Here is a 12,204-nt window from a genome sequence, read left to right as displayed (position 1 = left end):
CGTGTAACACGCCTCTGTTCAACAAAAGGCAAGATAAAGAGAAAAGGAAGGGATTCCCCCTTCCGTTTTCACCTGTGATTAAAGAACGCTTGCACGGCCTTGGTAGACTGCGCCTCTGGAAGCGTCAACTGTAATTTCTTGGCCTTCTGTCAATATAGATGTTGCATTTTCCAGGCCAACGATGACCGGAATGCCAAGGCTTAATCCGACTACCGCAGCATGGCTTGTCAAGCCGCCTTCTTCTGTAATAAGGGCAGACGCTTTTTCAAGAGATGCAATCATATCACGGTCAGTGCTTTTTGTAACAAGTACCGCACCGTCAGTCATTTTTTGCTCAGCCTCTTTTGCATTTTGTGCAATGACAACCGGACCGAAAGCTGATTTGCGTCCGATTCCTTGGCCTTTAGCGATGATATCGCCGACAGTGTAAACTTTCATTAAGTTTGTAGTGCCAGACTCACCGACAGTGCCTGCTGTAATGACGATCAGATCGCCGTGTTTTACAATTCCGCTGTTTACTGATTTTTGGACAGCATCTTCAAGCATCTCATCTGTTGTGTTCGCATTTTGGCCGCTTTCAGCGAATACACCTGATACGAGCGCAAGTTTTCTGGAAACAGAGTCATTTACAGTAACCGCAACAATTGGCGCCTGTGGACGGTATTTCGCGATCATACGCGCCGTATGGCCGCTTTCAGTCGGTGTTACGATCGCAGCAGCATTCAGGTTAATCGCCGTATGTGCGACAGATTGTCCAATTGCGTCTGTAATCGTCATTCCCACTTGATCTCTGCGTTTTGAAAGAATTTCTTTATAATTTAAAGCTTCCTCTGAACGGGACGCGATGTTGTGCATCGTTTGAACCGCCTCAACCGGATAGCTTCCGGCAGCCGTTTCACCAGAAAGCATGATCGCATCTGAGCCGTCGAAGATCGCGTTTGCAACGTCACTTGCTTCCGCACGAGTCGGACGCGGGTTGCGCTGCATGCTGTCAAGCATTTGTGTCGCTGTAATAACAGGTTTGCCAAGTGCATTGCACTTTTTGATCAGTTCTTTTTGCACGAGCGGCACTTCTTCAGCTGGAATTTCCACACCTAAGTCTCCGCGTGCAACCATTAAGCCGTCAGACACTTCGAGAATAGCATCGATGTTGTCAACGCCCTCTTGGTTTTCGATTTTAGGGATGATTTGAATATCCTGAGCGTTGTGCTCTTCAAGAAGCTCACGGATTTCAAGCACGTCCGTGGAACGGCGTATGAAAGATGGTGCGATGAAGTCTACTCCCTGCTCAATACCGAAAACGATGTCTCGTGCATCTTTTTCAGTGATACCCGGAAGATTGACGCTAACGCCCGGTACGTTAACACCTTTTTTATTTTTGAGTGTTCCATTGTTCATTACTTTTGTTTTGATTTCGCGTTTAGCGGCATCTACATCTAGTACCTCAAGGCCGATAAGTCCGTCATCTAACAGAATCGTTGAACCTTTTTCAACGTCGTCAACTAAACCTTCATATGTGACTGAAATTTTATCTGTTGTTCCCACTACCTCGTCCATTGAAATGATAAGCTCTTTGCCTGTTTCAAGTTCAATGCCGCCGTTTTCCATTGTATGTGTACGGATTTCAGGACCCTTTGTATCAAGCAGGATACCGACGTTTTTGCCAAGCTTTTTGCTTGCTTCGCGGATATTTTTAATTCTTGCACCGTGTTCCTCAAAATCTCCGTGAGAAAAGTTTAATCGAGCCACGTTCATTCCTGACTCCATTAATTTCGTAAGCATTTCAACACTTTCACTTGCCGGACCGATAGTACAAACAATTTTAGTTTTTCTCATTTGGTTCACTTCCTTCTGAAATCTTCAGCCTTCAGCTGCACGTTAAATAGACAGTTCTTTTGAAAGCTGATACATGTTTTGCTCAACTGTGTGTTTTGTATCCAGTATTTCTATAATATCATGGTCTACAAGCTTATTGTTTTGTATACCTACACAGCGTCCGCCTTTTCCTTCAAGCAGCAGTTCAACTGCATATGCGCCAAGACGGCTTGCCAGCACGCGGTCAGCCGCGCTTGGAGAACCTCCGCGCTGGATGTGGCCCAGTACAGATACCCTAGTTTCAAGATTTGTTTCTTCTTCAATGCGTTTCCCGAACTCAACACCGCTGCCTACACCTTCGGCAACAATAATAATACTGTGTTTCTTGCCGCGTTCATGGCCGCGTTTTAAGCGGGCAATAATTTCGTGCATGTCATAGTCTGCCTCAGGGATTAAGATTGATTCCGCGCCTCCTGCAAGACCGGCCCACAATGCGATATCGCCGGCATGACGCCCCATTACTTCGATCACATATGTACGTTCATGAGAAGTCGCTGTATCGCGAATCTTATCAATTGCGTCAATTACTGTATTTAAAGCTGTATCGAAACCGATTGTAAAATCAGTGCCCGGAATGTCATTATCAATTGTACCCGGTACACCTACACATGGAAACCCGTGTTCCGTTAATTTTTTCGCACCCATATAGGAACCGTCTCCGCCGATAACAACAAGACCTTCAATACCGAGCTTTTTCAAGTTTTCTATCCCTTTTTCACGGCCTTCAACCGTTTTGAATTCAGGACATCTTGCCGTATAAAGCTTTGTTCCTCCACGATGTATAATATCGCCTACAGATCCGAGCTCAAGCTTTTCAATCTTTCCGCTGATCAATCCTGCGTATCCGTTGTAAATGCCGTAAACTTCAACGTCATGATAAATCGCTTTTCTGACTACTGCGCGAACTGCTGCGTTCATTCCCGGGGAATCCCCGCCGCTCGTTAATACCCCTATACGTTTCATTCTCCATTCACCTCAGCAACATATATGATTAAACATAACATGATCATTGCCCTAAAAACAATGAAAAGGGATCTCCATCCTCCCTATGAAACCTTACCTATTATACAATTAAATAAATTGTTTTTAAATAAAATTTAAAGAATGTCACAAAAAATAAACGTGAGCCAAAGGCTTCACGTTTATTTAGTTTACCCCGATATATTGATCTTCAACCGAGACTTTACCAATTGCTTTATATTTTTCATAGCGCTGCTGAACTAATTCTTCTTCGCTCAGCTTTAGCAACGTTTTTAGCGATTGTTTAAGGGTTTCGTCCATATAGCTTGCCTGCAGCTTTACATCGTGGTGCGCTCCGCCTTTTACTTCTTTAATCATATGATCTATAATACCTAATTCTTTTAAATCCGGCGCAGTGATTTTCATTGTTTCTGCTGCTTTTTTAGCAAGACTGGAGTCCTTCCATAAAAGTGCCGCGGCACCTTCCGGAGAAATAACAGAATAAGTAGAGTTTTCCAGCATATGCAAGTGATTACCTACTCCAAGACCAAGGGCTCCGCCGCTTCCGCCTTCACCGATGACGATACAGATAACAGGCACTCGAAGGCCAGCCATCTCAAATAAGTTCTTGGCAATCGCTTCGCTTTGTCCTCTTTCCTCCGCTGCTCGTCCAGGATATGCCCCCTTCGTATCAATAAAACAGATAATCGGTCTGTTGAATTTGTCAGCCTGTTTCATGAGACGAAGCGCTTTTCGGTAGCCTTCAGGATGCGGCATCCCAAAATTGCGGACAAGGTTTTCCTTCGTGTCTTTTCCGCGCTGGTGCCCGATTACCGTTACAGGAAGGCCATGGAACTTCGCAATCCCGCCAACAATGGCTTCATCGTCCCCGTACGCTCTGTCTCCGTGACATTCAAAAAAGTCGGTAAACAGGTGTTCGATATAATCAAGCGTTGTCGGACGGTCCGCCAGACGTGCGATTTGAACACGGTCCCAAGGCTTCAGATTTTTGTAAATATCATCCTGAAGCTTAGCGAGACGGTCTTCGAGCCGTTCGATTTCCGCACTTAAATCCATATCGGAATCTTGGGTGAATTTTTTTAGTTCGGCGATTTTCGTTTGCAGTTCAATCACCGGTTTTTCAAATTCTAATCTTGCAGCCACTCTATGTCACCTCCTGTTTGATGCATATCCAGCAGATTTTCTAATGTTTTTTTCATATCGTCGCGGTGAATAACCGCATCAAGCTGTCCATGTTTTAATAAAAATTCTGCCGTTTGGAAGTCCTCCGGCAGTTTTTCTCCTATTGTCTGTTCAATAATCCGTCTTCCGGCAAAACCGATCAGCGCGCCAGGCTCAGCGAAATTGTAATCGCCAAGGGATGCAAAGCTTGCTGATACGCCCCCGGTAGTCGGATGCGTCATCACTGAGATAATGAGGCCTTGTTCTTCACTGAACAGTTTTAGGGCAAAGCTTGTCTTAGCCATCTGCATCAAACTTAATACGCCTTCCTGCATTCTAGCCCCGCCTGAAGCCGTAAAAATAATAAACGGTACTTTATCAGCTTTTGCTTTTTCAATCGCAAGCGTGATTTTTTCACCGACGACTGAACCCATGCTGCCCATTCTGAATGAAGAATCCATGACTGCGACAACAGCCGGGTGTCCGCCGATGGTGCCCTTGCCTGTTACAACAGCCTCGTTTAAGGATGTTTTCTCGCGATCTTTTTCAAGCTTTTCCAGATATCCAGGGAAACCAAGCGGGTTTTCCGATAACATTCCCTGATTGAATTCCTCAAAGGATTGTTCATCCATCAAGCTTTCGATACGCTGTTTTGCGTTCATTGGGAAATGATAATCGCAGTTCATGCATACCCGCATATTTTTATCCAACTCTTTAGTGAGCATGATTTTTTTACACTTAGGACATTTTGTCATTATGCCTTCCGGAACATCGTGCTTCGCTTGATCAGACGGTACGGAAGCATACTTTTTCTTTTTCGTGAATATATCCTTTAACAAATGATTACCTCCCTTTTGTGAAGGGTTCTCTTCACCGCATGTCATCAAACAGATAGACTTGCTAATAACTTTACCGAAACTATTGTACTTTTTTTGTCAAACGCTGTCATCCTCAATTCGACAACTTTTTATTCAATGACGTATTAGGAAAGGTACGAATGAATTCAGATAAGACGTTGAAATAACAGGATTGGCAGCGCATTCAAAAATAACGTTAAACCCGGCTGAAATTTTTTTAAGACCAATGATTAAAAAAATTTCAGCCGCCAGTTTAACTTGAGAACAGCGCGCTGGTCTCCGCCAACGCGCTGCCATTTTTGGAATGAATTAAAAATTATTCGCCAATAATCGTAAGTTTTCTCGTTTTTTCAGCAACTTCCTCAGGGTCAACAGTGATTCTAGCAACACCTGTTTCCATCGCCGCTTTTGCCACAGCTTTCGCAACAGCAGGCGCAACACGTTTATCAAAAGGTGCAGGGATGACATAGTCTGCGCTAAGCTCATCTTCTGAAACCAGTGAAGCAATGGCTTCAACCGCTGCGATTTTCATTTCTTCGTTAATGTGAGTGGCGCGAACGTCAAGCGCCCCGCGGAAAATACCAGGGAATGCAAGAACATTGTTTACTTGATTCGGGAAGTCAGAACGGCCCGTTCCAATAACGCTTGCGCCAGCCTCACGAGCATCTTCCGGCATAATTTCCGGATTTGGATTTGCCATTGCAAAGATAATCGGATCTTTTGCCATGCTTTGAACCATTTCTTTTGTTAACGCTCCTGCTACAGACACGCCGATAAATACGTCAGCATCAACGATGACATCTTTCAGAGAACCGTCTTTGCGGTCTTGGTTTGTGAATTTCGCCACTTCGTTTTTGACATCGTTCATGCCTTCCGGACGCCCTTCATAAATCGCTCCTTTTGAATCGCACATCACGATGTCACGCACGCCGTAATGGTGAAGAAGCTTGATAATCGCAATACCAGCTGCACCGGCGCCGTTTGCAACAACTTTAATGGATGACATGGATTTTCCAGACAGTTTCAGCGCGTTTACAAGACCTGCTACAGTTACAATAGCAGTACCGTGCTGATCATCATGGAAAACCGGGATGTTTGTTTCTTTTTTGAGGCGCTCTTCAATGATAAAGCAGTTTGGCGCTGCAATATCCTCAAGGTTGACGCCGCCAAATGTCGGTTCAAGCAATTTAACAGTTTCAACGATTTTATCAACATCGTTTGTGTTTAAAGCAATTGGGAACGCGTCCACGCCTGCAAAGCTTTTGAATAGAACAGCTTTCCCTTCCATGACAGGAAGCGCGGCTTCAGGGCCGATATTTCCAAGGCCAAGCACCGCTGTACCATCAGTAACAACTGCTACCATGTTCCCCTTCATTGTATAATCATATACTTTGTTAATGTCTTCGTGAATATCCTTACACGGTTCTGCTACACCCGGGGAATACGCAAGACTTAAATCTTTCGCGTTTCTGACCTCTACTTTCGATTTGGACTCAAGTTTCCCCTGATTGACTTTATGCAGGTGCAATGCTTCTTCTCTTAATGACATTCTCCTAAACACTCCTTATGGATATTTTTTGATTCGTATATTGCTGCGTTGATTGCTGCATTCTGCGGAGTTGATCTATCTGAATATTTAAACAGGATCACATAATTGCTCCAATTGTATAACAAAAAGTGAAGCGTTACCACTGTTTTAAAACGACGTTTTTTTGACCCAACAGCTCTTTTAAGCGATATAACACCTGGTGGTTCGCATTGATATGAAACGACTCAGGAAGCTTAATTGTCTGTTTTTGCCTTTCATAATAGAGATAAACGCCTGTTTCCCCTTTATGCTCCAGCAAAATGCGCTTAATCTTTGCCAGGACCTCCTGACTGTGCTGACTGCTTTCTATTTTTATATAAACCGATGGCGCTTTTTCTGCATCCATATTTTCTAATAATTCTGCCCGGGACATGATGAACTGGACCTTATCCTGTCTTACTTCACATTTCCCCGCTGTGAACAAAAGAGCGCCTTCTCTTAAAACGGGAGAAAGCTGTCTGAATTGTTCAGGGAAGACTACGGCTTCCGTTTCGCCGGTTTCGTCACTGAGCGTTAAAAACGCCATGTTTTGACCTGTTTTCGTCCGAATTGTCTTGATCTTCGACAGCAGGACTCCGAGAGAAAGCTGCCTTTTGACAGCCTGCTGAGCCTGCAGAATGGTTGCTGCCCCGTGCGCAGCCAGCTGTTTTCGGAAAGCAGAGAGCGGATGATTTGAAAAATAAATGCCAAGCGTCTCTTTTTCAAACGCAAGTAAATCCACAAGCGGAAGCTCCTCCGTCTCCACATACTTCGGCTTAATCGAAAACGATTCATCTAAAAACAATCCCATTTGGTCGTCGTCCCCGGCGAATAACTCAGCATGTTCCAAGGCAACATCAATGGTTGCGAGCAGCGTGGCCCGGTTTTGGCCGAATTCGTCCATCGCACCAGAAAAGATAAGTGCTTCAAGCATTTTGCGATTTACGCTTTTTGACGGCACACGAAAGCAGAAATCGAAAAGATCTTCAAATGGTTTCTCTTTTCTTGCTTTATATATATCTTTGACTGCTGAGACGCCTACACTTTTTATCGCGCGGAGGCTGTATCTGATAGATCCGTCTTCAACTGTAAACGGAAAACTGCTTTTGTTCACTGACGGAGGAAGGATACGAATCCCGCTCCCCTTTGCTTCGTAAAGATATTGAGATATTTTATCCTCATTGCCAATGACGCTTGTCAGCAAACCGCACATAAAATATAACGGATAATGAGCTTTCAAATACGCAAGCTGGCAGCCGATCATGCTGTATGCCACCGCATGGCTTCGGTTAAAGCCATAATTTGCGAATTTGACGATTAAATCGTAGACTTCATTTGCAGTGTCTACAGAATACTCCTTTTTTAAGCACCCTTCAACAAAATGGCTTCGCTCTCTATCCAGAATTTCTTTTTTCTTTTTGCTGACCGCCCGTCTCAGCAGGTCCGCTTCACCTAAAGAAAACCCAGCCATGCGGGAAGCAATCATCATAATTTGTTCCTGATACACAATGACACCATATGTATCTTCCAAGATACTCCTTAAATCTTCATGAGGATAGTGAACAGGCTCCCGGCCGTGTTTACGGTCAATAAATAGCGGAATATTTTCCATCGGACCAGGCCGGTACAACGCATTGACCGCCACAATATCCTCCAGGCCGGAAGGTTTAAGCCGCTTTAGGACGCTTCTCATCCCTGCAGATTCAAGCTGAAAAATCCCTGTCGTATCCCCTTTTGACAGTAAGGAGAACGTTTTGTCATCACGGTAGGAAATACTTGATAGATCTATTTTGATATTTTCTTCTTTTTCGATCATTGAAGTAATGGACTCGATCAGAGTCAGGTTGCGCAAACCTAAGAAATCCATTTTTAAAAGGCCCAAGTCCTCAAGATGATCCATCGCGTATTGCGTCAAATATATCCCTTCATGCCCTTCCTGAAGCGGAACAACATCAGTTAACGGTTCTTCACTAAGGACAACGCCTGCTGCGTGGGTTGATGTATGCCTTGGCAGCCCTTCTATTTTTAAGGCAATTGTATAGACTTGCTGAAGCAGGGTTGACTCCCGAAGCCGCTTATCCAGCTGCGGCGACTGCTTTCTCGCTTCATCCAGCGTCATGCCCGGCCTTGAAGGAATGAGTTTTGCAAGCTGATCTGCTTCCTTCGGGCTTACGCCGAATACTCTGCCGACGTCCCGAAGCGCCGCTTTTGCCGCAAGTGTTCCAAAGGTAATAATCTGCGCAACATGCATCGCACCGTATTTCTGCTGAACGTATTGGATGACTTCATCTCTTCTTGTATCCGGAAAGTCAATATCAATATCGGGCATGCTGATACGTTCGGGGTTTAAAAATCGTTCAAACAGCAGGTGATGTTTAATCGGATCAACATCTGTGATATACAGCACATAAGCCACGAGAGAGCCTGCCGCAGAACCCCTTCCCGGTCCCGTGACGATCCCTTTTTCATGGGCATGCTTCATAAAATCCCATACAATCAGAAAGTAATCGCTGAACTTCATCCTTTTGATGACATCAAGCTCATATTGAAGACGGCGAAGATATCGTTCATCAGGCGTCGTGCCAAAACGGGTTCGGAGTCCTGCCGTACAGATGTCCGTTAAATAATCATCAGCGGACTTTCCATCTGGAGTCGGGAAAGACGGGAGACGGGTCTGCCCGAGGCTGACGTCAACTCGGCATTGTTCCGCGATCTCAACAGAAGCTTGCAGTGCTTCGGAATGCTCTCGATAAATGTTTTGCATTTCTTCGAGTGATTTCAAATCGAGATCAGGAAGATCTACTGCGGGTGCATCAGTCAGTTTTTCACCTGCTTTAATCGCTTTCAGACAGCGGTAGGCAGCCTTATCTTCTTTCCTTATGTAATGCACATCGCCTGTCGCCGTAATAGGGATACCGGTTTCTTCAGACAGCTGCAGAATTTGCTCGGACAAGGCTTGATTCCCTTTAAAAGGCTGATAAGAGAAATAAAAGGCTTCCTTTCCGAATATAGACTGAAATTCAAGTGCGGCTTGAGCGGCCTGTTCAAACAGCCCTTCTTCAAGAAGCATTTCAATATATCCTTTTTCGCCGGGCGTTATTGCGATAATGCCTTCTCGATAACTGTGAAGCCATTTCGGCTTTAGCCCGCCTTTTGATTTCGATTGCAGAACGCTGCTGATTTTCAGCAGATTTTGATAGCCTGTATTTGATTTTGCCAGCAGGACAAGCGGGTAGGCTTCAAGTTCGTTATCATCTGTAAAAACAGAAGCTGTCAAACCGATTATCGGGTTGATCCCTCTCGCCTTGCATGCTTTATAAAATTGAATAGCTCCGTACATGACATGATCATCTGTCAGCGCCAAAGACGCATATCCGAGCCTGTCAGCTTCACTGACGAGCTCTTCCACAGCCGCGGCGCTGTTTAGCAGGCTGTACCCGCTATGCACTTGCAGGTGAACAAAAGACATGCTATCACCTCTTTCTCATTACGATCTATTTCTTTCTTTATTATAAGTCCGGTTCCCAAAAGAAACAAACGTTCTTTTTCGACTACTCATCATACTTGTCCTGAAAGCTCAATATGATATAAAAGGTGAGGTGATAAAGATGGATCAGGAAGCAGGATTTATGGTGAATTTTATTAATAGTTACTTCATTGCGTTAGGGGTGCTGATCGGGGGCGCACTCATCGGAGGGCTCGGAGCATATTTGGCAGGCGAGCCCCCGCTTACGGCGATTACAAAGCTTGCGAACCGGTTAAAAATATGGGCGCTTGTTGCAGCTATCGGAGGCACCTTTGATGCGGTATACAGCTTTGAACGGGGCATTCTTGAAGGCAATACGAGAGATATCTTTAAGCAGCTTCTTTTGATTATCTCAGCCATGGGCGGCGCGCAAAGCGGCTGGCTCATTATTTCATGGCTGACCCAGGAGCATCTTTCTTCATGAGGGTTCCCCAGCATTACAAAAAACCGGGGTGGCAGCGCTTTTTTGCGGGAATGATGTGCGGAGCCGTAATCAGCTGGTTCTTTTTCCTGTTTACTTACGGAACATTCCAAGAGGAGCAGGTCAGCCTCATCGAAAAACAAAAAGAGCATGTGAAAGACTTAAACAATCAAATTTCAATCTATCAGGAAGACCTCCATAAACTAAATGAAGATAATAAAAGAAAACTGCTGATTCAAAGCGTCAGCGTTAAGTTACTGAATGGGGATAAATATAAAATATCGCAGCCGGATAAAACGAAATTCGAGGAGCATGTAAAGGATGATATTTCAGAGGTGATTACAAAAGACATAGAGAGCGTCTATCAAACAAAGGATCTTTTAAAACGGACAATCGAAAATAAAGTCTATATGATCAATGAAAAAAAATACGAGGCAACTGTCAGGGAATTAACGATTTATACAAGACTGACAGTAGAACTTGAAATTTCATTCGCCGCGTAATTATGGATTTTTTTTAAATTCTCCAAACTTCTGTCGCTTTTTCCCATTCTTTTTTATAAACTATATGTGAGGCTTAATGGCGAAAGGAAGGAGGAAGGGAAATGGAGGTTTACAGTGACCGTCAGTTAGCAAAAGATCAAACAGCCCGGCTCAGACAAGGTTTTTCTGCATATGCCGAAACACACTCACTCGCTTCCCTCATCAAAAAAGAACTTCAATCTCACAATCTCCAAGTCTATGAGGACCTTACTGATTTTGGCTGCTGGTTCATCCCCGTCACAGATGAACACTAAGAGAGAGGGTCTCCCCTCTACTCGTGTTCTTTACATAATGTTTCCAGATCAGCTAAAATCCGATCGGCTTCATCCCAGCTGTAAATAGAGGCGCCTGAAGCAAGCGGATGTCCTCCGCCGTTATATTTGCGGGCAAGTCCGTTAATGACAGGCCCCTTCGAACGGAATCTGACTCTGATTTGATCGTCTTCTTCTACGAAAAACACCCAAGCGCGAATACCTGAGATATTCCCAAGCGTCCCGACAAGCTGCGACGCTTCTGAAGCCGTTGTGCCGAACTTTTCAAGCGTATCCTTTTTGATGAAAACAGAAGCTGCACCGTTTTCGGATAATGACACATTTTGAAAGATATAGCCGTTAAGCTTCACCACATTCAGTTTTGTTTCATACAATTGATTAAACAACTCTGAGGAAGAGAATGGATACTGAATGAGCTCGCCTGCATATTTTAAGGTTTTTTCCGTTGTATTCGGAAATAAGAAGCGTCCGGTATCTCCGACAATACCGGCGTAGATGAGCTCTGCCGCTTTCGTATTCAGCTTCCAGCCGTGCTCTTTTCCTTCTAAATACAGCTCGTAAATCATTTCACTTACTGAGCTCGCGCTCGTATCGACCCAGAGAAGGTCACCGTATGGATCTTCGTTCGGATGGTGGTCGATTTTCATCAGTTTGGCGCCTGAAGGATAACGCTGATCGTCGATTCTTTCCTGATTTGCCGTATCGCAGACAATGACAAGTGCGCCTTCATATGTTTCATTGTCCACCTCATCAAGGGAATATAAGAAAGAGAGGGACGGTTCAGGTGTGCCGACCGCAAAAATATTTTTTTCAGGATATGTTTCACGCAGGATTTCTGTAAGTCCGCACTGTGATCCGTAGGCATCCGGATCAGGACGCACATGTCTATGTAAGATAATCGTGTCATATAATGATATGGTTCTGATCAGTTCTGTTTTCATTTGATACTCCTTTATTGTTTTTATTCATTAAATCACATTCTCTGCCGACGGAAAAGAAAAA

At 44.4% G+C, this 12,204-nt stretch carries 10 protein-coding genes; 3 read left to right on the top strand and 7 right to left on the bottom strand.

Annotated features, from left to right (window positions below; all coding sequences use genetic code 11):
• Positions 1-78: 78 nt before the first annotated feature.
• The 6 genes from pyk to dnaE all read right to left on the bottom strand — a co-directional run bounded on the left by pyk (position 79) and on the right by dnaE (position 9,910).
• Entirely contained in the window at positions 79-1,836 is a 1,758-nt protein-coding gene (gene pyk / locus AC4CV5_RS11325; RefSeq protein WP_166849735.1) for a pyruvate kinase, read from the bottom strand.
• Positions 1,837-1,878: 42 nt separating this feature from the next.
• A complete protein-coding gene (gene pfkA, locus AC4CV5_RS11320; protein WP_003223547.1) occupies positions 1,879-2,838 on the bottom strand; it encodes a 6-phosphofructokinase in 960 nt (319 codons plus the stop codon).
• Between the two features lie 183 nt (positions 2,839-3,021).
• Positions 3,022-3,999: an acetyl-CoA carboxylase carboxyl transferase subunit alpha gene (gene accA, locus AC4CV5_RS11315; protein WP_014114756.1), complete on the bottom strand. Its 978-nt coding sequence runs from the start codon at positions 3,997-3,999 to the stop codon at positions 3,022-3,024.
• Positions 3,984-4,856 carry an acetyl-CoA carboxylase, carboxyltransferase subunit beta gene (gene accD / locus AC4CV5_RS11310; RefSeq protein WP_490922789.1) on the bottom strand — a complete coding sequence of 291 codons (873 nt, stop codon included), beginning with the start codon at positions 4,854-4,856 and terminating at the stop codon, positions 3,984-3,986. Before accD ends, accA begins: the two co-directional genes overlap by 16 nt.
• A gap of 334 nt (positions 4,857-5,190) precedes the next feature.
• Positions 5,191-6,423: an NADP-dependent malic enzyme gene (gene ystJ, locus AC4CV5_RS11305; RefSeq protein ID WP_003223541.1), complete on the bottom strand. Its 1,233-nt coding sequence runs from the start codon at positions 6,421-6,423 to the stop codon at positions 5,191-5,193.
• 136 nt (positions 6,424-6,559) lie between these two features.
• Positions 6,560-9,910 (bottom strand): DNA polymerase III subunit alpha, encoded by a 3,351-nt coding sequence (gene dnaE, locus AC4CV5_RS11300; protein ID WP_490922787.1) that lies wholly within the window; start codon positions 9,908-9,910, stop codon positions 6,560-6,562.
• Between the two features lie 139 nt (positions 9,911-10,049).
• On the opposite strand from dnaE, the gene ytrH reads away from it, so the two are divergent.
• The 3 genes from ytrH to AC4CV5_RS11285 all read left to right on the top strand — a co-directional run bounded on the left by ytrH (position 10,050) and on the right by AC4CV5_RS11285 (position 11,184).
• Complete coding sequence (gene ytrH, locus AC4CV5_RS11295) at positions 10,050-10,391, top strand: sporulation membrane protein YtrH (RefSeq protein WP_003229410.1); 342 nt, start codon at positions 10,050-10,052, stop codon at positions 10,389-10,391.
• Entirely contained in the window at positions 10,388-10,891 is a 504-nt protein-coding gene (ytrI, locus tag AC4CV5_RS11290; RefSeq protein WP_166849729.1) for a sporulation membrane protein YtrI, read from the top strand. Before ytrH ends, ytrI begins: the two co-directional genes overlap by 4 nt.
• A gap of 101 nt (positions 10,892-10,992) precedes the next feature.
• Positions 10,993-11,184, top strand: a complete 192-nt coding sequence (locus AC4CV5_RS11285) for a YtzJ family protein (protein ID WP_019715361.1) — start codon at positions 10,993-10,995, stop codon at positions 11,182-11,184.
• A 17-nt stretch (positions 11,185-11,201) separates the two neighbouring features.
• On the opposite strand, the gene nrnA is transcribed toward AC4CV5_RS11285, so the two are convergent.
• Positions 11,202-12,143: a bifunctional oligoribonuclease/PAP phosphatase NrnA gene (gene nrnA / locus AC4CV5_RS11280; RefSeq protein ID WP_061186757.1), complete on the bottom strand. Its 942-nt coding sequence runs from the start codon at positions 12,141-12,143 to the stop codon at positions 11,202-11,204.
• Positions 12,144-12,204 lie beyond the last annotated feature (61 nt).

The organism is Bacillus sp. NS1 (genome assembly GCF_058248265.1).
This window is presented reverse-complemented; position numbering and strand designations above follow the sequence as displayed.

Coding starts and splice junctions, on each gene's coding strand:
- pyk (WP_166849735.1), bottom strand. CDS start 1,836: ATGAGAAAAACTAAAATTGTTTGTACTATCGGTCCGGCAAGTGAAAGT.
- pfkA (WP_003223547.1), bottom strand. CDS start 2,838: ATGAAACGTATAGGGGTATTAACGAGCGGCGGGGATTCCCCGGGAATG.
- ystJ (WP_003223541.1), bottom strand. CDS start 6,423: ATGTCATTAAGAGAAGAAGCATTGCACCTGCATAAAGTCAATCAGGGG.
- dnaE (WP_490922787.1), bottom strand. CDS start 9,910: ATGTCTTTTGTTCACCTGCAAGTGCATAGCGGGTACAGCCTGCTAAAC.
- ytrH (WP_003229410.1), top strand. CDS start 10,050: ATGGATCAGGAAGCAGGATTTATGGTGAATTTTATTAATAGTTACTTC.
- ytrI (WP_166849729.1), top strand. CDS start 10,388: ATGAGGGTTCCCCAGCATTACAAAAAACCGGGGTGGCAGCGCTTTTTT.
- AC4CV5_RS11285 (WP_019715361.1), top strand. CDS start 10,993: ATGGAGGTTTACAGTGACCGTCAGTTAGCAAAAGATCAAACAGCCCGG.
- nrnA (WP_061186757.1), bottom strand. CDS start 12,143: ATGAAAACAGAACTGATCAGAACCATATCATTATATGACACGATTATC.